The sequence below is a fragment of the Falsiroseomonas sp. RANM36 genome (assembly GCF_056682175.1).
This window is the reverse complement of sequence record NZ_JBWXTD010000006.1, coordinates 402,434-420,412: the sequence shown is the minus strand read 5'-3', so window position 1 is coordinate 420,412 and position 17,979 is coordinate 402,434. Positions and strand designations below refer to the sequence as shown.

General features: G+C 69.8%; 31 protein-coding genes. 29 read left to right on the top strand and 2 right to left on the bottom strand.

Features of this window, described 5'->3' with window-relative positions; all coding sequences use genetic code 11:
- From tuf to AC1MIR_RS23465, 29 genes are all read left to right on the top strand, one after another.
- Positions 1–929, top strand: a 929-nt coding sequence (gene tuf / locus AC1MIR_RS23605) for an elongation factor Tu (RefSeq protein ID WP_480030623.1), incomplete at its 5' end; no start/stop codon positions are given.
- A gap of 33 nt (positions 930–962) precedes the next feature.
- Positions 963–1,271 (top strand): 30S ribosomal protein S10, encoded by a 309-nt coding sequence (gene rpsJ / locus AC1MIR_RS23600; protein WP_137177962.1) that lies wholly within the window; start codon positions 963–965, stop codon positions 1,269–1,271.
- 22 nt (positions 1,272–1,293) lie between these two features.
- The gene (rplC, locus tag AC1MIR_RS23595) at positions 1,294–1,980 is read left to right on the top strand and encodes a 50S ribosomal protein L3 (protein WP_480030622.1); all 687 of its coding nucleotides are present in this window, start codon (positions 1,294–1,296) and stop codon (positions 1,978–1,980) included.
- Positions 1,981–1,986: 6 nt separating this feature from the next.
- The gene (gene rplD, locus AC1MIR_RS23590) at positions 1,987–2,625 is read left to right on the top strand and encodes a 50S ribosomal protein L4 (RefSeq protein WP_480030621.1); all 639 of its coding nucleotides are present in this window, start codon (positions 1,987–1,989) and stop codon (positions 2,623–2,625) included.
- On the top strand, positions 2,622–2,951 hold the full coding sequence (locus AC1MIR_RS23585) for a 50S ribosomal protein L23 (protein WP_480030620.1): 330 nt from the start codon (positions 2,622–2,624) through the stop codon (positions 2,949–2,951). The genes rplD and AC1MIR_RS23585 overlap by 4 nt, the downstream gene beginning before the upstream one ends.
- Before the next feature lie 4 nt (positions 2,952–2,955).
- Positions 2,956–3,792 carry a 50S ribosomal protein L2 gene (gene rplB, locus AC1MIR_RS23580; protein ID WP_480030619.1) on the top strand — a complete coding sequence of 279 codons (837 nt, stop codon included), beginning with the start codon at positions 2,956–2,958 and terminating at the stop codon, positions 3,790–3,792.
- A gap of 5 nt (positions 3,793–3,797) precedes the next feature.
- Entirely contained in the window at positions 3,798–4,076 is a 279-nt protein-coding gene (rpsS, locus tag AC1MIR_RS23575; RefSeq protein WP_109872736.1) for a 30S ribosomal protein S19, read from the top strand.
- A gap of 1 nt (position 4,077) precedes the next feature.
- Positions 4,078–4,479 (top strand): 50S ribosomal protein L22, encoded by a 402-nt coding sequence (gene rplV, locus AC1MIR_RS23570; protein ID WP_480030618.1) that lies wholly within the window; start codon positions 4,078–4,080, stop codon positions 4,477–4,479.
- Position 4,480: 1 nt separating this feature from the next.
- Positions 4,481–5,158, top strand: a complete 678-nt coding sequence (rpsC, locus tag AC1MIR_RS23565; RefSeq protein ID WP_109872734.1) for a 30S ribosomal protein S3 — start codon at positions 4,481–4,483, stop codon at positions 5,156–5,158.
- Positions 5,159–5,182: 24 nt separating this feature from the next.
- Positions 5,183–5,608 (top strand): 50S ribosomal protein L16, encoded by a 426-nt coding sequence (gene rplP / locus AC1MIR_RS23560; RefSeq protein ID WP_480030617.1) that lies wholly within the window; start codon positions 5,183–5,185, stop codon positions 5,606–5,608.
- Between the two features lie 8 nt (positions 5,609–5,616).
- Positions 5,617–5,823, top strand: a complete 207-nt coding sequence (gene rpmC, locus AC1MIR_RS23555) for a 50S ribosomal protein L29 (RefSeq protein ID WP_480030730.1) — start codon at positions 5,617–5,619, stop codon at positions 5,821–5,823.
- A 13-nt stretch (positions 5,824–5,836) separates the two neighbouring features.
- A complete protein-coding gene (gene rpsQ, locus AC1MIR_RS23550) occupies positions 5,837–6,145 on the top strand; it encodes a 30S ribosomal protein S17 (protein WP_480030616.1) in 309 nt (102 codons plus the stop codon).
- A gap of 3 nt (positions 6,146–6,148) precedes the next feature.
- Entirely contained in the window at positions 6,149–6,517 is a 369-nt protein-coding gene (gene rplN / locus AC1MIR_RS23545) for a 50S ribosomal protein L14 (RefSeq protein ID WP_270934929.1), read from the top strand.
- Positions 6,518–6,521: 4 nt separating this feature from the next.
- The gene (rplX, locus tag AC1MIR_RS23540; protein WP_480030615.1) at positions 6,522–6,842 is read left to right on the top strand and encodes a 50S ribosomal protein L24; all 321 of its coding nucleotides are present in this window, start codon (positions 6,522–6,524) and stop codon (positions 6,840–6,842) included.
- Positions 6,843–7,003: 161 nt separating this feature from the next.
- Positions 7,004–7,546, top strand: a complete 543-nt coding sequence (gene rplE, locus AC1MIR_RS23535) for a 50S ribosomal protein L5 (protein ID WP_480030729.1) — start codon at positions 7,004–7,006, stop codon at positions 7,544–7,546.
- Positions 7,547–7,620: 74 nt separating this feature from the next.
- A complete protein-coding gene (gene rpsN, locus AC1MIR_RS23530) occupies positions 7,621–7,926 on the top strand; it encodes a 30S ribosomal protein S14 (RefSeq protein WP_480030614.1) in 306 nt (101 codons plus the stop codon).
- 12 nt (positions 7,927–7,938) lie between these two features.
- Complete coding sequence (gene rpsH / locus AC1MIR_RS23525; RefSeq protein WP_480030613.1) at positions 7,939–8,337, top strand: 30S ribosomal protein S8; 399 nt, start codon at positions 7,939–7,941, stop codon at positions 8,335–8,337.
- 13 nt (positions 8,338–8,350) lie between these two features.
- Entirely contained in the window at positions 8,351–8,884 is a 534-nt protein-coding gene (gene rplF, locus AC1MIR_RS23520; RefSeq protein ID WP_480030612.1) for a 50S ribosomal protein L6, read from the top strand.
- Complete coding sequence (gene rplR, locus AC1MIR_RS23515; protein WP_480030611.1) at positions 8,884–9,246, top strand: 50S ribosomal protein L18; 363 nt, start codon at positions 8,884–8,886, stop codon at positions 9,244–9,246. The genes rplF and rplR overlap by 1 nt, the downstream gene beginning before the upstream one ends.
- Before the next feature lie 11 nt (positions 9,247–9,257).
- Positions 9,258–9,890, top strand: coding sequence for a 30S ribosomal protein S5 (rpsE, locus tag AC1MIR_RS23510; RefSeq protein ID WP_480030610.1), 633 nt, complete (start codon positions 9,258–9,260; stop codon positions 9,888–9,890).
- The gene (gene rpmD / locus AC1MIR_RS23505) at positions 9,883–10,098 is read left to right on the top strand and encodes a 50S ribosomal protein L30 (protein WP_480030609.1); all 216 of its coding nucleotides are present in this window, start codon (positions 9,883–9,885) and stop codon (positions 10,096–10,098) included. The genes rpsE and rpmD overlap by 8 nt, the downstream gene beginning before the upstream one ends.
- Before the next feature lie 3 nt (positions 10,099–10,101).
- A complete protein-coding gene (gene rplO / locus AC1MIR_RS23500; protein WP_480030608.1) occupies positions 10,102–10,596 on the top strand; it encodes a 50S ribosomal protein L15 in 495 nt (164 codons plus the stop codon).
- A gap of 109 nt (positions 10,597–10,705) precedes the next feature.
- Positions 10,706–12,073, top strand: a complete 1,368-nt coding sequence (gene secY, locus AC1MIR_RS23495; RefSeq protein WP_480030607.1) for a preprotein translocase subunit SecY — start codon at positions 10,706–10,708, stop codon at positions 12,071–12,073.
- Entirely contained in the window at positions 12,070–12,720 is a 651-nt protein-coding gene (locus AC1MIR_RS23490) for an adenylate kinase (protein WP_480030606.1), read from the top strand. The genes secY and AC1MIR_RS23490 overlap by 4 nt, the downstream gene beginning before the upstream one ends.
- A 160-nt stretch (positions 12,721–12,880) precedes the next feature.
- Positions 12,881–13,258, top strand: a complete 378-nt coding sequence (gene rpsM, locus AC1MIR_RS23485) for a 30S ribosomal protein S13 (RefSeq protein ID WP_480030605.1) — start codon at positions 12,881–12,883, stop codon at positions 13,256–13,258.
- 1 nt (position 13,259) lies between these two features.
- Positions 13,260–13,664, top strand: coding sequence for a 30S ribosomal protein S11 (rpsK, locus tag AC1MIR_RS23480; protein ID WP_480030604.1), 405 nt, complete (start codon positions 13,260–13,262; stop codon positions 13,662–13,664).
- Positions 13,665–13,748: 84 nt separating this feature from the next.
- Positions 13,749–14,762: a DNA-directed RNA polymerase subunit alpha gene (locus tag AC1MIR_RS23475; protein WP_480030603.1), complete on the top strand. Its 1,014-nt coding sequence runs from the start codon at positions 13,749–13,751 to the stop codon at positions 14,760–14,762.
- 26 nt (positions 14,763–14,788) lie between these two features.
- Positions 14,789–15,211 (top strand): 50S ribosomal protein L17, encoded by a 423-nt coding sequence (gene rplQ / locus AC1MIR_RS23470; protein ID WP_480030602.1) that lies wholly within the window; start codon positions 14,789–14,791, stop codon positions 15,209–15,211.
- An 83-nt stretch (positions 15,212–15,294) separates the two neighbouring features.
- The gene (locus AC1MIR_RS23465; RefSeq protein ID WP_480030601.1) at positions 15,295–15,696 is read left to right on the top strand and encodes a cupin domain-containing protein; all 402 of its coding nucleotides are present in this window, start codon (positions 15,295–15,297) and stop codon (positions 15,694–15,696) included.
- Positions 15,697–15,715: 19 nt separating this feature from the next.
- On the opposite strand, the gene acdA is transcribed toward AC1MIR_RS23465, so the two are convergent.
- Both acdA and AC1MIR_RS23455 read right to left on the bottom strand, forming a co-directional pair.
- Positions 15,716–16,954, bottom strand: coding sequence for a 3-sulfinopropanoyl-CoA desulfinase (gene acdA, locus AC1MIR_RS23460; RefSeq protein WP_480030600.1), 1,239 nt, complete (start codon positions 16,952–16,954; stop codon positions 15,716–15,718).
- Entirely contained in the window at positions 16,951–17,703 is a 753-nt protein-coding gene (locus AC1MIR_RS23455) for a DUF533 domain-containing protein (RefSeq protein ID WP_480030599.1), read from the bottom strand. Before AC1MIR_RS23455 ends, acdA begins: the two co-directional genes overlap by 4 nt.
- Positions 17,704–17,979: the final 276 nt, after the last annotated feature.

Sequence of the window (17,979 nt, the reverse complement as noted above, 5' to 3'; positions counted from 1 at the left end):
ACTACGTGAAGAACATGATCACGGGTGCGGCGCAGATGGACGGCGCGATCCTGGTCGTGTCGGCGGCCGACGGCCCGATGCCGCAGACGCGCGAGCACATCCTGCTGGCGCGGCAGGTCGGCGTCCCCGCGCTGGTGGTGTTCCTGAACAAGATGGACATGGCCGACCCCGACCTGGTCGAGCTGGTGGAGATGGAGGTGCGCGAGCTGCTGTCGTCCTACCAGTTCCCGGGCGACGACATCCCGGTGATCAAGGGCTCGGCGCTGTGCGCGCTCGAGGACAAGCAGCCGGAGATCGGCGAGCAGGCGATCCTGAAGCTGATGGAGGCGGTGGACGCCTACATCCCGCAGCCGGAGCGTCCGAAGGACCGCCCCTTCCTGATGCCGATCGAGGACGTGTTTTCGATCAGCGGCCGCGGGACGGTGGTGACGGGCCGTGTTGAGCGCGGGATCATCAAGGTTGGCGAGGAAGTCGAGATCGTCGGCCTGAAGGACACGGTGAAGACGACGGTCACCGGCGTCGAGATGTTCCGCAAGCTGCTGGACAGCGGCGAGGCGGGGGACAACATCGGCGCGCTGCTGCGCGGCACGAAGCGCGAGGACGTGGAGCGCGGGCAGGTGCTGGCGGCGCCGGGCTCGATCACGCCGCACACGCAGTTCAAGGCCGAGGCGTATATCCTGACGAAGGAGGAGGGCGGTCGCCACACGCCGTTCTTCACGAACTACCGTCCGCAGTTCTACTTCCGCACGACGGATGTGACCGGCGTGGTGAAGCTGCCGGAGGGGACGGAGATGGTGATGCCGGGCGACAACGTGACGATGGATGTCGAGCTGATCGCGCCGATCGCCATGGATGAGGGCCTGCGCTTCGCCATCCGCGAAGGCGGCCGCACCGTCGGCGCCGGCGTCGTCGCCAAGATCGTGAAGTAGGGCGGCGGACGCAGGGAAACGGGCTCGACTCCGATGGACAGCCAGAACATCCGCATCCGCCTCAAGGCGTTCGATCACCGCGTGCTCGACGGCAGCACGCGGGAGATCGTGAACACGGCCAAGCGGACGGGCGCGCGGGTGCGCGGGCCCATCCCGCTGCCGACGCAGATCGAGCGCTTCACCGTCAACCGCTCGCCGCATGTCGACAAGAAGTCGCGCGAGCAGTTCGAGATCCGCACGCATCGCCGCCTGCTGGACATCGTCGACCCCACCCCGCAGACCGTGGACGCGCTGATGAAGCTCGACCTCGCCGCGGGCGTGGACGTCGAGATCAAGATCTGACGCGGGCGAAGGGGTTCGCATCATGGCCACCAACGGCCGAACCGGGCTCATCGCCCGCAAGCTGGGGATGACCCGGCTGTTCAACGACGACGGCTCAACCGTGCCCGTCACCGTGCTGCATCTCGACGATGTGCGCGTGGTGGCGAACCGCACGGCGGAGAAGGACGGCTATACCGCGGTGCAGCTCGGCATCGGGAACGCCAAGGCGAAGAATGTGACCAAGCCGCAGAAGGGTCACTTCGCGAAGGCCGGTGTCGAGGCGCCGCGCCGGCTCGCGGAGTTCCGGGTGCCGGCGGAGGCGCTGGTGGCGCCCGGCACGAAGCTCGCGGCCGAGCATTTCGTGAAGGGCCAGAAGGTGGACGTGACCGGCGTCACGGTCGGCAAGGGCTTCGCCGGCGGCATGAAGCGCTGGAACTTCGCCGGTCTCGAGGCGTCGCATGGCGTCTCGATCAGCCACCGCTCGCTCGGTTCCACCGGCAACCGCCAGGATCCGGGCAAGACCTTCAAGAACAAGAAGATGGCCGGCCATCTCGGCGTCGAGCGCGTGACCACCCAGAACCTGGTGGTCGCCGGGCACGATGCGGAGAAGGGCCTGCTGCTGATCAAGGGCGCCATCCCGGGCCCGAAGGGCGGCTACGTGCTGGTGCGCGACGCGGTGAAGCGCGCGCGCCCGGCCGACGCCCCCTTCCCGGCGGCGGTGCAGGGGTAAGCGATCATGCCGACCGTTCCCGTCATCACGCTGGACAACGCGCCCGCGGGTGAGATCGAGCTGCCGGAGGCGCTGTTCGGCGCCGCGCCGCGCGCCGACATCCTCGCGCGCGTCGTGCATTGGCAGCTCGCCAAGCGCCGCGCCGGCACCCACAAGGCGAAGGGCATGGGCGAGGTCTCCGGGACCACCAAGAAGCCCTATCGCCAGAAGGGCACCGGCAATGCCCGCCAGGGCTCGCTGCGCGCGCCGCAGTTCCGCACCGGCGGCGTCGTGCACGGCCCGGTCGTGCGCAGCCACGAATACAGCCTGAACAAGAAGGTCCGGCGCCTCGGCCTGATCCACGCCCTCTCGGCCAAGGCGGCCGAGGGCAAGCTGGTGGTGCTCGATGCGGCCGCGCCCGGCGCGGAGGCGAAGACCGCCGCCGTGGCGAAGCAGCTGAAGGCGCTCGGCTGGTCCAGCGCGCTGGTGGTGGATGCGGCGGTGGATGAGGGCTTCGCCCGCGCCACGCGCAACCTGCCGAAGGTGAGCGTGCTGCCGACCGGCGGCGCCAATGTCTACGACATCCTCCAGCACGACGTGCTCGCGGTGACCCGCGCCGGCGTCGCCGCGCTGGAGAAGCGGTTGAACGGGGAGGCCGCGGCATGAGCGAGGCGGCGGCGAAGACGGGCGTGCAGCTCAGCGCTGAGCGCATGTACCAGGTGATCGTCTCCCCGGTGGTGACCGAGAAGGCGACCCGGCTGAACGAGTTCAGCCAGGTCACCTTCCGTGTCGCGCTGGATGCGACGAAGCCGGAGATCAAGGCGGCGGTGGAGAAGCTGTTCTCGGTGAAGGTCGAGGCGGTGAACACCGTGGTCATGAAGGGCAAGACCAAGCGGTTCCGCGGGCGCGAAGGCCGGCGGTCCGACTGGAAGAAGGCGGTGGTGCGGCTGCAGGCCGGCCAGACCATCGACCTGACGACGGGGCTCGCGTGACGTCATGGCACTGAAGAACTTCAACCCGGTCACGCCTTCGCTGCGCGGGACGGTCCTGATCGACCGCTCCGAGCTGTGGAAGGGCAAGCCGGTCAAGCAGCTGACGGTCGGCAAGACCTCCTCCGGCGGGCGCAACAACCACGGCCGCACCACCGTCCGCTTCCGTGGAGGCGGGCACAAGAAGTCCTACCGCATGGTGGACTTCAAGCGCCGGAAGTTCGACGTACTGGCGACGGTGGAGCGCCTGGAATACGACCCGAACCGCACGGCGTTCATCGCCCTGATCAAGTATCAGGACGGCGAGCTCGCCTACATCATCGCGCCGCAGCGCCTGAAGGCGGGCGACACGGTGGTGAACGGCTCGAAGGGCGCGGACATCAAGCCGGGCAACGCGATGCCGCTGGCCAACATCCCGGTCGGCACGATCATCCACGCGATCGAGCTGAAGCCCGGCGCGGGTGCGAAGGTCGCGCGCTCGGCCGGCACCTTCGCGCAGCTGGTCGGCAAGGATGCGGGCTATGCGCAGATCAAGCTGATGTCGGGCGAGCTCCGCACGGTGCGCGCCGAGTGCATGGCGGCGGTCGGCGCGGTGTCCAACTCGGACAACATGAACCAGCAGATCGGCAAGGCGGGCCGCAAGCGGTGGATGGGCTTCCGCCCGCACAACCGCGGCGTGGTCATGAACCCCGTCGATCACCCGCATGGCGGCGGCGAGGGCCGCACCTCCGGCGGCCGCCACCCGGTGACGCCCTGGGGCAAGCCGACCAAGGGTGCGAAGACGCGCAACAACAAGCGGACCGACCGGCTCATCGTCCGGCGCCGCAACGCGACGAAGGGCTGATCGCGATGGCGCGCAGCGTATGGAAGGGGCCGTTCGTGGACGGCTACCTGCTCAACAAGGCGGAGGTTTCCCGCGCTTCCGGCCGCAACGAGATCATCAAGATCTGGTCGCGCCGCAGCACGATCCTGCCGCAGTTCGTCGGCCTGACCTTCGGCGTCTACAACGGGAAGAAGTTCATCCCGGTGCAGGTGACGGAGAACATGGTCGGCCACAAGTTCGGCGAGTTCTCGCCGACGCGCACCTTCAACGGCCACTCCGCCGACAAGAAGGCGAAGCGAGGCTGACATGAGCAAGCCGAAGCACCCGCGCACGCTCGCTGAGACCGAGGCCCAGGCCATCCTCAGCAACATCCGCGTCTCGCCGCGCAAGCTGAACCTGGTGGCCGCGCTGATCCGCGGCCGCTCGGCGCAGGATGCCGTCGCGACGCTGACCTTCAGCAAGCGCCGCATCGCGCAGACGGTGAAGAAGACGCTCGAGAGCGCGATCGCCAACGCCGAGAACAACCACCAGCTCGACGTGGACCGCCTGGTCGTGTCGCGCGCGGAGGTCGGCCGCTCGATCGTGATGAAGCGCTTCCATGCTCGTGGGCGTGGTCGCGCGTCCCGGGTCGAGAAGTGGTTCAGCCACCTGAAGATCGTCGTCGCCGAAGTGTCGCCCGAGGCGCCGGCGCAGCAGGAGGCCGCGTAACATGGGCCAGAAAGTCAATCCGATCGGGCTCCGGCTCGGCATCAACCGCACCTGGGACAGCCGGTGGTTCGCCACCGAGGACTATTCCAAGATGCTGCATGAGGACCTGAAGCTGCGTCGCACGCTGCGCGACCGGCTGAAGGGCGCGGGCGTGTCCCGCGTGGTGATCGAGCGCCCGGCGAAGAAGCCGCGCGTGACGATCCATGCGGCGCGACCGGGCGTGGTGATCGGCAAGAAGGGCGCCGACATCGAGGTGCTGCGCAAAGACCTGGCGAAGATGGCCGGCGCCGAGGTGGCGCTGAACATCGTCGAGATCCGCAAGCCCGAGATCGACGCCACCCTGGTGGCCGAGAGCATCGCGCAGCAGCTGGAGCGCCGGGTGGCCTTCCGCCGCGCGATGAAGCGCGCGGTGCAGTCGGCCATGCGCCTCGGCGCGGGCGGCATCCGGATCAACTGCTCCGGCCGTCTCGGCGGCGCCGAGATCGCGCGCATGGAGTGGTACCGCGAAGGCCGCGTGCCGCTGCACACGCTGCGCGCCGACATCGATTTCGGCACCGCGACCGCGAAGACCACCTACGGCACCTGCGGTGTCAAGGTGTGGATCTTCAAGGGCGAGGTGATGGCCCATGATCCGATGGCGCAGGACAAGCGCGCCGCGGAACAGGCGCCCCAGCGGTAACCCGGCGCTGATTGGTGATGTGAGATGCTTTCCCCGAAGCGTACGAAATTCCGCAAGGCCCATAAGGGCCGCATCAAGGGCGTCGCGAAGGGCGGGTTCAGCCTGACCTTCGGCGGCTTCGGCCTGAAGGCGCTGGAGCCCGAGCGGGTGACGGCGCGCCAGATCGAGGCGGCGCGGCGTGCCATCACGCGCGCCATGAAGCGCCAGGGGCGGGTGTGGATCCGCATCTTCCCCGATGTTCCGGTCTCGACCAAGCCGGCCGAGGTCCGCATGGGCTCGGGCAAGGGCGCGCCGGAATACTGGGTCGCGCGCGTCAAGCCTGGGCGCATCATGTTCGAGCTTGACGGCGTGTCGGGCGACATCGCGCGCGAGGCGCTGAGCCTCGGTGCGGCGAAGCTGCCGATCAAGACCAAGATCGTCACGCGCCTCGGCGCGGCGCCGGAGGCCTGATCATGGCGATGACGAAGATCGCGGATGTCCGTGGCAAGAGCGCGGACGAGCTGCAGGAGATGCTGGTGGGCCTTCGGAAGGAGCAGTTCAACCTGCGCTTCCAGCGGGCGACCGGCCAGCTCGAGGCGGTGGGGCGCATCAAGGAGGTGCGCCGGACGATCGCCCGGGTGAAGACGATCATGGCCGAGCGCTCGCGCGCTCCGGCGAAAGCGTAAGGGGTACCGGGCGATGCCGAGGCGCGTCCTCACGGGCCGGGTGGTCAGCGACAAGACCGACAAGACGGTGACCGTCCTTGTCGAGCGTCGCGTGATGCATCCGCTCTACAAGAAGTTCATCCGGCGCTCGAAGAAGTACGCCGCGCATGACGAGGCCAACCTGTGCAAGCAGGGCGACACGGTCTCGATCGAGGAGTGCCGCCCGATCAGCCGGACGAAGTCCTGGCTGGTGGTGGCGCGCAACGGCGAGGCGGTGGATCGCCCGGCGGGCTACGATGCGCCCGTTTCGGCGACGCCGGCTGCTGCCGAGGCGGGGGCCTGATCGATGATCCAGGTCGAATCCAACCTCGACGTCGCCGACAACTCCGGCGCCCGCCGCGTCCAGTGCATCAAGGTGCTGGGCGGCTCGAAGCGGAAGGTGGCGAGCGTCGGCGACGTGATCGTCGTCTCCGTGAAGGAGGCGATTCCGCGCGCCAAGGTGAAGAAGGGCGAGGTGCATCGCGCCGTGATCGTCCGCACCGCCTATCCGGTGCGCCGCATCGACGGCACGGCAATCCGCTTCGACGGCAACGCCGCGGTGCTGATCAACAAGCAGGGCGAACCCATCGGGACCCGCATCTTCGGACCCGTGGTTCGTGAACTGCGCGCGAGAAAATTCATGAAGATCATCTCGCTGGCGCCGGAGGTCCTGTAAGGCCATGGCCGCGAAGATCAGGAAGGGTGACCGCGTCCAGGTGCTGGCCGGTCGCGATAAGGGCAAGCGGGGCGAGGTCATTCGCGTCGTTCCCAAGGAGAGCCGCGCCTTCGTGCAGGGCGTGAACATGGTGAAGCGGCATGAGAAGCCGCAGGGCCTGAACCGTCCGGGCGGCATCACGGAGAAGGAGGGTCCGATCGACCTCTCCAACCTGGCGCTGCTCGATCCGAAGACCGACAAGCCGACCCGGGTGGGCTTCAAGACCCTCGAGGACGGCAAGAAGGTCCGGGTGGCGAAGGCCTCGGGCGAGGTGATCGACCGATGAGCGGAACGAAGAAGGGCGCTCCGGCGCCGAAGAAGGGCGCGGCGAAGCCGGCCTCGAAGCCGACCAACGCCAAGGCGGCGGCGGCGCAGGACGGGCGCGGCGGGCAGGCGGCGACGAATGTCACCGTGAAGGCGGGCGCGGCCGCGGCCTCCCCGGCCGAGCTGCCGCGCCTGCGCAAGCACTACGACGAGGTCGTGCGCAAGCGCCTGGTGGATGAGTTCGGCTACAAGAACCCGATGGAGGTTCCGAAGCTCGACAAGATCGTCATCAACATGGGCGTCGGCGAGGCGGCGGGCGATTCCAAGAAGCTCGATGCCGCGGTCGCGGAGCTGATGGCGATCAGCGGCCAGAAGCCGGTGAAGACGCTGGCGAAGAAGGCGATCGCCGGCTTCAAGATCCGCGCGGGCCAGGCGATCGGCTGCAAGGTCACGCTGCGCAAGGCGCGGATGTACGAGTTCCTGGACCGTCTGGTGACCATCGCGCTGCCGCGCGTGCGCGATTTCCGGGGCATTCCCGGAAACCGTGGCTTCGACGGCCGCGGCAACTACGCCATGGGCCTGAAGGAGCAGATCGTGTTCCCCGAGATCGTCTATGACCGGGTGGACACGGTGCGCGGGATGGACATCCAGTTCGTCACCACGGCGAAGACCGACAAGGAAGCGAAGGCGCTGCTGAAGGCCTTCGAGCTTCCCTTCGCCAACTGAACAAGCTTGGAAAACCGCCGCGGCGCCGCCCGATGGCCGGCGTGCGCGGCAGGTTCCGGAGGACCTGAGACGACATGGCCAAGACCTCGTCAGTCGAGAAGAACAACCGGCGGGCCCGGCTCGCGAAGCTGCACCGGGCCAAGCGCTCCGCGCTGAAGGCGGTGGTGATGGATCGCGCCCGCCCGGTGGAGGAGCGGTTCGAGGCGACGCTGAAGCTCGCGCAGCTGCCGCGCAACGGCGCGCAGAACCGCGTGCGGCTGCGTTGCGAGCTGACCGGCCGCGCGCGCGGCAACTACCGCAAGTTCAAGCTCAGCCGGAACATGCTGCGCGAGCTGGCCAATACCGGCCAGCTTCCCGGCGTGGTCAAGGCGAGCTGGTAAGGGGGACAGGGGATGTCGCTGTCCGATCCGCTGGGTGACCTGCTCACCCGCATCCGCAACGCGCAGCGCGCGCGCCAGAGCCGCTGCACGGCCCCGGCCTCCAAGCTGCGCGAGAACGTGCTCGACGTGCTGAAGCGCGAGGGCTACATCCGCGCCTTCTCGACCGAGGAACTGCGCCCGGGCGTGAAGGTGATCGCCATCGAGCTGAAATACTCGGAGGGCGAGCCGGCCATCAAGGACATCCACCGCGTGTCCAAGCCGGGCCGCCGGGTGTATTCGAAGATCGCGGAGCTGCCGAAGTTCTACAACGGCCTCGGCATCTCCATCCTCTCCACGCCGAAGGGCGTGATGAGCGACCATGAGGCGCGCACCGCCAATGTCGGCGGCGAAGTCCTCTGCCGCGTGTTCTGAGGAGGGCAGGGAGATGTCACGCGTCGGCAAGTATCCGGTGCAGGTCCCGGCGGGCGTCCAGGTGGCGCTGCAGGGCCGCACCATCACGGCCAAGGGCAAGAACGGCGAGCTCAGGCTCGACCTGACCGAGGACGTGGATGTGAAGATCGAGGGCAACGAGGTCGCGGTCGCGCCGAAGGGCGCCGACCGGCGCTCGCGCACCATGTGGGGCACCACGCGCAGCCTGATCCAGGGCATGGTGACCGGGGTCTCGACCGGTTTCACCAAGTCCATGGAGATCACCGGCACGGGCTACCGCGCCGCCGTGCAGGGCTCCGACCTGGTGCTGAACCTCGGCTACAGCCACGAGATCCGCTATCCCGTCCCGAAGGGCATCAAGATCACCTGCGAGAAGCCGACCTCCATCAAGGTGGAAGGGGCGGACAAGCGCCAGGTGGGCCAGGTGGCGGCCGAGATCCGCGCCTATCGCGGGCCGGAGCCCTACAAGGGCAAGGGCGTGCGCTACGACAACGAGGTGATCCTCCGGAAGGAGGGTAAGAAGAAGTAATGGCCGACAAGCTCGCATTGCAGACGCGGCGCCGCGCGCGCCTGCGCTTCCAGCTGAAGCTGAAGGCCGGTGGGCGTCCGCGCCTCTCGGTGTTCCGTTCCGGCAGGCACATCTACGCGCAGGTGATCGACGACGGCCAGGGCGTGACGCTCGCCGCCGCCTCGACGCTCGAGAAGCCGATGCGCGAGAGCCTGAAGACCGGCGCCGACAAGGACGCCGCGACCGCCGTTGGCAAGCTCGTGGCGGAACGCGCGCTCGCCGCGGGCGTGTCCAAGGTCGTGTTCGACCGCGGGCCCTATCTCTACCATGGCCGCGTCAAGGCGCTGGCGGAGGCTGCCCGCGAGGGCGGCCTCTCCTTCTGAGGAGTTCGGCAATGGCAAGGGGTCCGATGGGCGGCGGCGAAGGCGGTGGCGAGGGCGGTGACCGCCGTCGTGGCCGCGGGCGCGACCGGGATCGCGATCAGCGTCAGGAGCGGACGGAGGGCGACGAGCTGAAGGACAAGCTCGTCACCATCAACCGCGTGGCCAAGGTGGTGAAGGGCGGCCGTCGCTTCAGCTTCGCGGCCCTGGTGGTCGTGGGCGACCAGAAGGGGCGCGTGGGCTGGGGCGCGGGCAAGGCGCGCGAGGTGCCGGAGGCGATCCGCAAGGCGACCGAGCGGGCGAAGCGCGGCATGATCCGCGTGCCGATGAAGGAAGGCCGCACGCTGCACCACGACATCATCGGCGAGTTCGGCGCCGGCCGCGTCATCCTGCGCGCCGCGCCGGCGGGCACCGGCATCATCGCCGGCGGTCCGATGCGCGCGGTGTTCGAGACGCTGGGCATGGGCGACGTCGTCGCGAAGTGCACCGGCACGACGAACCCGCACAACATGGTGAAGGCCACCTTCGCGGCGCTGTCCAACTGCACCAGCCCGCGGGCGGTGGCGGCGCGCCGCGGCAAGAAGGTGACCGACCTGCTCGGCGCGAAGAAGGACGCCGAGCCGGCGGCGGAGCAGGCCAATGTCTGAGTCTCAGTCCCGCGCGCCTGACGGCGCGACGAAGAAGACCGTGAAGGTGACCCAGACCGGGTCGCCGATCGGCCGCAAGCCCGGCCAGCGTGAGACGCTGATCGGGCTCGGCCTGAACAAGATGCACCGGACGCGTGAGCTGGAAGACACCCCGGCCGTGCGGGGCATGATCCGCAAGGTCGCCCACCTGGTGAAGGTGGAGGGCTGAACCATGCCGAAGCTGAACGAGATCGCCGACAACGACGGCGCGCGCAACAAGTTCAAGCGCATCGGGCGCGGCATCGGCTCGGGCAAGGGCAAGACCGGCGGCCGCGGCGTGAAGGGCCAGAAGGCCCGCACCGGCGTGCGGCTGAACGGGTTCGAGGGCGGCCAGCTGCCGATCTACCGGCGGATGCCGAAGCGGGGCTTCGTGAACCCGTTCCGCAAGGACTATGCCGTGCTGAACCTGGGCGCGCTGGACCGCGCGATCGAGGAAGGCCGCCTGCCGGCCGACCAGCCGATCGACGAGGCGGCGCTGAAGGCGGCGGGCCTGGTGAAGACCTCGGCCAAGCTCGCGGGCGTGCGCCTGCTGGCGAAGGGCGAGATCAAGCGGGCTGTGACCATCGCCGTCACCGGCGCCTCCGCCGCGGCAGTGGCCGCGGTGCAGGCCGCGGGCGGCACGGTGACCACCACCCTGCCGGTGGCCGAAGCGGCCGCCGAAGGCTGACATGCGGCGCCGCCCTTGCACCGCGGCGGTGCGGGCGGCACTTAAGGCTGGCTCCGCGGCGGCGTCCCAGGCAGGGCTTGGGGCGCCGCACGCGCAAGGAGGATAGCGCATGGCGTCCGCCGCCGAACAGCTCGCGGCCAATCTCAACCTCGGGGTCCTCGCCAAGGCGACCGAGCTCAAGAAGCGCATCTGGTTCACGCTGGGTGCGCTGATCGTCTATCGCATCGGCTCCTACGTGCCGGTGCCTGGCGTGGACGCCTCCGTGATGGGCGAGCTGCTGACCCAGATGGGCGGCGGCATCCTCGGCATGTTCGACATGTTCACCGGCGGCGCGCTGGGGCGCATGACCGTCTTCGCGCTGAACATCATGCCCTACATCTCGGCCAGCATCATCGTGCAGCTGATGACCGCCGCGATCCCCTCCTGGGAGCAGCTGAAGAAGGAGGGCGAGGCGGGGCGGAAGAAGCTGAACCAGTACACCCGCTACCTCACGCTCTTCATCGCCATCTTCCAGGCCTACGGCATCGCCATCGGGCTCGAGTCGCTGCGCGGCACCTTCGCGCCGGCGGTGGCGGACCCCGGCTGGTTCTTCCGCATCTCCTGCGTGATCACGCTGACCGGCGGCACGATGTTCCTGATGTGGCTCGGCGAACAGATTACGGCACGGGGTGTCGGCAACGGCATCAGCCTGATCATCTTCGCAGGCATCGTGGCCAACCTGCCGCATGCGCTGGCCTCCACGCTGGAGCTCGGCCGCACCGGCGCGCTCTCGACCTTCTTCATCATCTTCTTCCTGCTCGCCGCGCTGCTGATCATCGCCGCGGTGGTGTTCATCGAGCGGGCGCAGCGCCGCATCCCGGTGCAGTATCCGAAGCGCCAGGTCGGCAACCGCATGATGGGCGGGGAGAGCACGCATCTGCCGCTGAAGCTCAACACCGCGGGCGTCATGCCGCCGATCTTCGCCTCCTCGCTGCTGCTGCTGCCGGCGACCTTCGCCGCCTTCCAGGGCGACCGCAGCGAGCCCTCCTTCCTCGGCGACATGGCGAACCTGCTGGCGCACGGCCAGCCGCTCTACATGCTGCTGTATCTGGCCGGCATCGTGTTCTTCGCCTTCTTCTACACCGCGGTGGTGTTCAACCCGCAGGAGACCGCGGACAACCTGCGGAAATACGGCGGCTTCGTGCCCGGCATCCGCCCGGGCCAGCCCACGGCCGACTATTTCGACCGGGTGCTGACGCGGCTGACGGTGGTGGGGGCGATCTACCTCGCGGTGATCTGCCTGCTGCCGGAACTGCTGATCGCGAATTACGGCGTCCCGTTCTACTTCGGCGGCACGTCGCTGCTCATCATCGTCTCCGTCACCATGGACACGGTGGCGCAGATCCAGTCGCATCTCTTCGCCCACCAGTATGAGGGGCTGATCAAGAAGGCCCGGCTCGGTGGCCGCGGCACGCAACCGGGGGGACGCGCGCGATGAGGCTGATCCTGCTGGGGCCGCCCGGCGCCGGGAAGGGCACCCAGGCCAAGCGCCTGGAAGAGGCCTACGGCATCGCCCAGATCTCCACCGGCGACATGCTGCGCGCCGAGGTGAAGTCGGGATCGGAACTGGGCCGCGAGGCCAAGGCCATCATGGAGCGCGGCGACCTGGTGCCGGATGCCATCGTCACAGCCATGCTGGCCAAGCGCGTGCAGCAGCCGGACTGCGCCAAGGGCTTCATCCTGGACGGCTTCCCCCGCACCGCGCCGCAGGCCGAGGCGCTGGATGCGATGCTGCGCGAGCAGACGATGGCGCTCGACCACGTGATCGAACTGCAGGTGGACGACGCCGCGCTGGTCGAGCGCATCGCCGGCCGCTTCACCTGCGCGAAATGCGGCGCGGGCTACCACGACCGCTTCAAGCCGACCGCGCAGCCGGGCGTCTGCGATGCGTGCGGCAGCACCGAATTCGTCCGTCGTGCCGACGACAAGGCCGAGACGGTCGCGGCCAGGCTCGAGGCCTACCACCGGCAGACCGCGCCGCTGCTGCCCTTCTACCGGGCGCAGGGCAAGATCCGGCAGGTGGACGGCATGGCCGCGATGGACGAGGTCACCCGCCAGATCAGGGATATACTGGGCAAGAGCTGACGGGATCTTGACTCGACGGGCGGGGCGGGGCTAATCCCCCGCGCTCGCGGTCAGGGGCCTGCCCCGGCCGCTCTTCGCCGTTTCAGAAACTGGTTGATCACCTTGCTGGCCTCGGCCGGCTGCACGAGGGGCCGGCCGGCCCCGTGAGGAGAGACGCATCGTGGCGCGCATCGCCGGCGTGAACATCCCGACCAACAAGCGGGTCGCCATCTCGCTTCGCTACATCTACGGGATCGGTCCGAAGAACGCGAAGGACATCATCGACAGCCTCGGCATCCCCGAGGAGCGTCGGGTGAACCAGCTGACCGATGACGAAGTGCTGCGCATCCGCGAGCTGATCGACCGCGAATACCGCGTGGAGGGCGACCTCCGCCGCGAAGAGGCGATGAACAAGAAGCGGCTGATGGACATGGCCTGCTACCGCGGCCTGCGTCACCGCAAGGGCCTGCCGGTCCGCGGCCAGCGCACCCACACCAATGCGCGCACGCGCAAGGGCAAGGCGGTGGCGATCGCCGGCAAGAAGAAGGTGACGAAGTAAGATGGCGCGCGAACCCCGCGGCGGCGCTGGCCAGCGTCCGCGCAAGAAGGAGCGGAAGAACATCTCGTCCGGCGTGGCGCATGTTCTGGCCAGCTTCAACAACACCGTGGTGACCATCACCGACGCGCAGGGCAACGCCATTGCCTGGTCCTCCGCGGGCAGCCAGGGCTTCAAGGGCAGCCGCAAGTCCACGCCCTATGCCGCGCAGGTCGCCGCCGAGGATGCGGGCCGCAAGGCGCGCGAGCACGGCATGGAGACGCTGGAGATCCAGGTCAGCGGCCCCGGCTCGGGCCGCGAATCCGCGCTCCGCGCCCTGCAGGCCGTCGGTTTCTACGTCACGGCCATCAAGGACGTGACGCCCATTCCGCACAACGGTTGCCGCCCGCGCAAGCGTCGTCGCGTCTGACGGCCTGCGGGAAACCGCACGGCTGATGGACGGCGGGGTCTTGCCCCGCCTTTGGCGCGCCGCCCGCCCGGGACGAGGAAAGAGATGATCGAGAAGAACTGGCGCTCGCTGATCGAGACCAAGAAGGACGTCGAGTTCGGCGCCGACCCGATGCGCACGGCCACGATCGTGGCCGAGCCGCTGGAGCGCGGCTTCGGCATGACGCTCGGCAACGCGCTGCGCCGCATCCTGCTGTCCTCCCTGCAGGGCGCCGCCGTCACCGGCATCCGCATCGACGGCGTGCTGCACGAGTTCAGCTCGATCCAGGGCGTCCGCGAGGACGTGACGGACATCGTGCTGAACGTGAAGCAGCTTGCCATCCGCTACCAGGGCGACGGCCCGAAGCGCCTGGCGCTGACCGCGACCGGCCCGGGCGAGGTGACCGCCGGCCAGATCCAGACCACCGGTGACATCGAGATCGCCAACCCCGATCTCGTGCTCTGCACGCTCGACGACGGCGCGAAGCTGTCCATGGAGCTGACGGTGGAGACCGGCAAGGGCTACGTTCCCGCCGCCGACAACCGGCCCGAGGACGCGCCAATCGGCCTGATCCCGGTGGATGCGATCTACTCCCCGGTGCGCCGCGTCGCCTACCAGGTGCAGCCCACCCGCGTCGGCCAGAAGACCGACTACGACAAGCTGGTCCTGACCGTGGAAACCGACGGGACGGTGACGCCGGAAGACGCGGTCGGCATCGCCGCGCGCATCCTGCAGGAGCAGCTGCAGCTCTTCATCAACTTCGAGGAGCCGCGTGCGCGCGTGGTGGAGGAAGTGCGGGACGACCTGCCCTTCAACCGCAACCTGCTGCGCAAGGTGGACGAGCTGGAACTGTCGGTCCGTTCCGCCAACTGCCTGAAGAACGACAACATCGTCTATATCGGCGACCTCGTGCAGAAGACCGAGCAGGAGATGCTCCGCACGCCGAACTTCGGCCGCAAGTCGCTGAACGAGATCAAGGAAGTCCTCGCCTCCATGGGCCTCGGCCTCGGCATGACCGTGCCGGGCTGGCCGCCGGAGAACATCGAGGATCTCGCGAAGAAGCTCGAAGAGCCGTTCTGAGGCTCGGGACATAGGGACACGGTATCATGCGTCACGGCGTTTCCGGCCGTAAGCTCGGCATCACCTCCACCCACCGGGTGGCGATGCTGCGCAACATGGCGACCAGCCTGATCAAGCACGAGCAGATCACCACCACGCTGCCCAAGGCGAAGGAACTGCGCCCGTATGTCGAGCGCATCATCACGCTCGGCAAGCGCGGCGACCTGCACGCCCGCCGCCAGGCCTATGCGCAGATCCGCGACGAGAAGGTGGTGGACAAGCTCTTCACCACCATCGCGGAGCGCTACAAGGCGCGCAACGGCGGCTATACCCGCGTGCTGAAGGCCGGCATGCGCTACGGCGACGCCGCCTCCATGGCGGTGATCGAGCTTGTCGAGCGGGATGTGACGGCCAAGGGCCAGGACAGCGGGCCGAAGCCCGAGGCGACCGAGGACGACGGCGAGGAGTGATCCTGCCGATCCGCCACGCGGAATTCAGGAAGGGCGCCGCAAGGCGCCCTTTTCTTTTCGGCCGTGCCATGCACCCTCGGCGCATGCCGCCCGCCTTCGCCACCCGAAGCCTTCCCGCCGCGCCCGATGTCATCGCTCCCGACGGGTCGGAGGTGCGGATCCTGTTGCGCCTGGCCGGCGGCAGCATGGCGCATGTCCGCCTCGCCCCCGGGGAGGTCTCGATCGCGGTCGAGCACCGCACGGTGGAGGAACTGTGGTACGTCGTCGCCGGCCATGGCGAGATGTGGCGCAGCCAGTCCGGACGGGAGGAGATTACGCCGCTCCGGCCCGGCGTCAGCCTCTCGATCCCCCTCGGCACGCGCTTCCAGTTCCGCTGCCTGGGCGATGCGCCGCTCGAGGCGGTGGGGGTGACGATGCCGCCCTGGCCGGGCGAGGGCGAGGCGGTGCAGGCCAAGGGGCCCTGGGCACCGCGACTCGGCCGATAGGGCGGCGCCGGGCGGCGGGTCAGTCCGCGGCCAGCTTGCCGGCCGCGCTCTCTTCCCCGATCAGCTTCAGCCAGCCCTCGCGGGTCTGCGGCAGCTTGCGCCCCAAGATCTGCTCGGCCACCTGGTTGCGCAGCACCTGGGCCGTGCCGCCGGCGATGGCGAACATCCGCGCGTCGCGCAGGTAGCGCTCCACGGGGTTGTCCTTGGAATAGCCCTCGGCGCCCCAGACCTGCAGCGCGGCGTTCGTCACGCGGATCGCCATCTCGCTGGCGAAGACCTTCGCCTGCGCGGCGGCGAGGCGATCCGGGAAACCCGCCGGGCCGGCGCTGCGGGCGGCGCGGTGGATCAGGGCGCGGGCGGCCTCCACCTCGATGGACATGTCGGCGAGCATCCAGCCGAGGCCCTGGAACTCGGCGATCGGGCGGCCGAACTGGCGGCGCGTCTGGGCGCGGGCGAGGGCGTGGTCGAGGGCGCCGGCGGCGAGACCCATCGCGACCGTCGCGGCGCCGACGCGCTGGCCGTTATAGGCGTCGATCAGCCGGGCGAAGCCGCGCGCGAAACCACCTGGCGCGCGCAGCACCATGTCGTCCGGTACTTCGAGGTCGCGGAACTCCAGCTCGGCCTCCGGCATGCCGCAGAGGCCGAGGGAGGGGATGCGTCGCGACACGGCAAGGCCGGGCGGGTCGCCGTCTTCGCCGCGCACCACCATGAAGCCGCCGATGCCGCGGAACTGCCCGTCCTCGACGGCGCGGGCGAAGATCAGGTGCAGGCGGGAGACGCCGCCGCCGGTGATCCATGTCTTTCGGCCGCTGATGATCCAGCGGTCACCCTTGCGCACGGCGGTGGTGGTCATCTCGGTGGCCGCGGAGCCGGCGCCGGGCTCGGTGATGCAGATGGCGGGCTTGTCGCCGGCGCGGACCAGGCCGGCGGCGAGCTTCTTCTGGGCCGGCGTGCCATAGGCCATGATCGCGCCGACCGCGCCCATGTTCGCCTCGACCGCGATGCGGCCGCAGACGGCGCAGGCCTTCGAGAATTCCTCGACGACGAGCGCGGCATCCATCACCGAGCCGCCGCCGCCGCCCCATTCGGCGGGGATGGTCAGGCCCATGAAGCCGGCCTCGGTCATGCGGCGGACCATCGGCCAGGGATATTGGCCGGAGCGGTCGGTCTCGGCGGCCTGGGCGGCGGCTTCGCGGGCGACTTCGCGGGCGCGGTCGCGCAGCGCGCGCTGTTCGGGGGTGAGCAGGGCGTCGGTCATGCGGAGAGCCGTTCCTCGATGGCGGCGGCGGCAGCCTTGTCGAGCCGCATCGCCTTGGCCAGCGCATCCAGCCAGGCGCGCTCGGGGGGCGTGACCTCGCCGCAGGCGGCGAAGGCGGCGGCGTAGAGGCGGGCGCGGAGCATCGGGTCGCGCGCCTCCTTCGCGAGCGCCTCGGGCGTCAGCGGGCGGTCGAAGTCGGCGAGGACGAAGTCGCGCTCCTCCGGCGAGAGGCCGGCGGCATCGAGCTGGTCGGCGATGGCGGCGCGCTCGGCGGCGTCCACGCTGCCGTCGGATTTCGCGGCGGCGATCATGGCGCGGACCATGAGCAGCGCCTCGGCGTCCTCGGCGTCGGGGCCTTCGGGTTCCGGCGGCGGCGCGGGGGGCGGCTTGCCCCAGGGGGAGGCGCCCGTGTCGGGAATGCGGCGGGCGGCGCCGGCAACGTCGCGCGGCGACGGCGGGGCAACGTCGCGCGGCGACGGCGGGGCAACGTCGCGTGGCGTGGGGCGTGCGGGGGCGCGCGCGGGGGCGGGCGCCGGCGCCTGCTGGCTGCCGCGCATCCAGCCGGCCAGCGCGCCGGCGGCCAGCGCACCGATGGCCCGGGCCGCGCGGGCTTCCGCGCTGCGGCTGCTCCCGCCGCCGAGCAGCGCGCCGAGCGCCCCGCCGCCGGCCGGGCTGCGCCGGGTGGTCCGGCGCCGCGGCGGTTGGGCAGCGCCCTGCAACAGGGCTCCAAGCACGCGGTTCAGGTCCATCGCCACGCTCCCATGCTCCGGAGAGCTACGCCGCGCGCGCCGTTTCGGGAAGGGTCAACGACGCAGCAGGCCGCGCAGCAGGTCCCCGGCCGGGCCCTGGAGTTGCGGCGGCACGCCGGGGATGGCGGGCGCGGTGGGCTGCGGCGCCGGCGCGGCCGGCGGGGCGGGCTGTGCCGGGGCAGGGCGCCGCGCCGGGGCCGGCCCCGCGCGGCCCCCCCGGGCGGCCGCCAGGGCGGGCGGGCAATCCGGGCGGGGGGCGGGCCGCGCGCCGGGGGG

What these genes read in the sequence shown, in the direction of transcription:
- rplP (WP_480030617.1), top strand. Translation starts at nt 5,183, where the DNA reads ATGCTTTCCCCGAAGCGTACGAAATTCCGCAAGGCCCATAAGGGCCGC.
- rplD (WP_480030621.1), top strand. Translation starts at nt 1,987, where the DNA reads ATGCCGACCGTTCCCGTCATCACGCTGGACAACGCGCCCGCGGGTGAG.
- rplF (WP_480030612.1), top strand. Translation starts at nt 8,351, where the DNA reads ATGTCACGCGTCGGCAAGTATCCGGTGCAGGTCCCGGCGGGCGTCCAG.
- rplO (WP_480030608.1), top strand. Translation starts at nt 10,102, where the DNA reads ATGCCGAAGCTGAACGAGATCGCCGACAACGACGGCGCGCGCAACAAG.
- rplR (WP_480030611.1), top strand. Translation starts at nt 8,884, where the DNA reads ATGGCCGACAAGCTCGCATTGCAGACGCGGCGCCGCGCGCGCCTGCGC.
- AC1MIR_RS23465 (WP_480030601.1), top strand. Translation starts at nt 15,295, where the DNA reads ATGCCGCCCGCCTTCGCCACCCGAAGCCTTCCCGCCGCGCCCGATGTC.
- rpsQ (WP_480030616.1), top strand. Translation starts at nt 5,837, where the DNA reads ATGCCGAGGCGCGTCCTCACGGGCCGGGTGGTCAGCGACAAGACCGAC.
- secY (WP_480030607.1), top strand. Translation starts at nt 10,706, where the DNA reads ATGGCGTCCGCCGCCGAACAGCTCGCGGCCAATCTCAACCTCGGGGTC.
- rpsC (WP_109872734.1), top strand. Translation starts at nt 4,481, where the DNA reads ATGGGCCAGAAAGTCAATCCGATCGGGCTCCGGCTCGGCATCAACCGC.
- rplX (WP_480030615.1), top strand. Translation starts at nt 6,522, where the DNA reads ATGGCCGCGAAGATCAGGAAGGGTGACCGCGTCCAGGTGCTGGCCGGT.
- rpmC (WP_480030730.1), top strand. Translation starts at nt 5,617, where the DNA reads ATGACGAAGATCGCGGATGTCCGTGGCAAGAGCGCGGACGAGCTGCAG.
- AC1MIR_RS23475 (WP_480030603.1), top strand. Translation starts at nt 13,749, where the DNA reads ATGATCGAGAAGAACTGGCGCTCGCTGATCGAGACCAAGAAGGACGTC.
- rplV (WP_480030618.1), top strand. Translation starts at nt 4,078, where the DNA reads ATGAGCAAGCCGAAGCACCCGCGCACGCTCGCTGAGACCGAGGCCCAG.
- rpsH (WP_480030613.1), top strand. Translation starts at nt 7,939, where the DNA reads ATGTCGCTGTCCGATCCGCTGGGTGACCTGCTCACCCGCATCCGCAAC.
- rpsN (WP_480030614.1), top strand. Translation starts at nt 7,621, where the DNA reads ATGGCCAAGACCTCGTCAGTCGAGAAGAACAACCGGCGGGCCCGGCTC.
- rpsE (WP_480030610.1), top strand. Translation starts at nt 9,258, where the DNA reads ATGGCAAGGGGTCCGATGGGCGGCGGCGAAGGCGGTGGCGAGGGCGGT.
- AC1MIR_RS23585 (WP_480030620.1), top strand. Translation starts at nt 2,622, where the DNA reads ATGAGCGAGGCGGCGGCGAAGACGGGCGTGCAGCTCAGCGCTGAGCGC.
- rplQ (WP_480030602.1), top strand. Translation starts at nt 14,789, where the DNA reads ATGCGTCACGGCGTTTCCGGCCGTAAGCTCGGCATCACCTCCACCCAC.
- AC1MIR_RS23455 (WP_480030599.1), bottom strand. Translation starts at nt 17,703, where the DNA reads ATGGACCTGAACCGCGTGCTTGGAGCCCTGTTGCAGGGCGCTGCCCAA.
- rplC (WP_480030622.1), top strand. Translation starts at nt 1,294, where the DNA reads ATGGCCACCAACGGCCGAACCGGGCTCATCGCCCGCAAGCTGGGGATG.
- rpmD (WP_480030609.1), top strand. Translation starts at nt 9,883, where the DNA reads ATGTCTGAGTCTCAGTCCCGCGCGCCTGACGGCGCGACGAAGAAGACC.
- rpsK (WP_480030604.1), top strand. Translation starts at nt 13,260, where the DNA reads ATGGCGCGCGAACCCCGCGGCGGCGCTGGCCAGCGTCCGCGCAAGAAG.
- AC1MIR_RS23490 (WP_480030606.1), top strand. Translation starts at nt 12,070, where the DNA reads ATGAGGCTGATCCTGCTGGGGCCGCCCGGCGCCGGGAAGGGCACCCAG.
- rplN (WP_270934929.1), top strand. Translation starts at nt 6,149, where the DNA reads ATGATCCAGGTCGAATCCAACCTCGACGTCGCCGACAACTCCGGCGCC.
- acdA (WP_480030600.1), bottom strand. Translation starts at nt 16,954, where the DNA reads ATGACCGACGCCCTGCTCACCCCCGAACAGCGCGCGCTGCGCGACCGC.
- rplB (WP_480030619.1), top strand. Translation starts at nt 2,956, where the DNA reads ATGGCACTGAAGAACTTCAACCCGGTCACGCCTTCGCTGCGCGGGACG.
- rpsS (WP_109872736.1), top strand. Translation starts at nt 3,798, where the DNA reads ATGGCGCGCAGCGTATGGAAGGGGCCGTTCGTGGACGGCTACCTGCTC.
- rpsJ (WP_137177962.1), top strand. Translation starts at nt 963, where the DNA reads ATGGACAGCCAGAACATCCGCATCCGCCTCAAGGCGTTCGATCACCGC.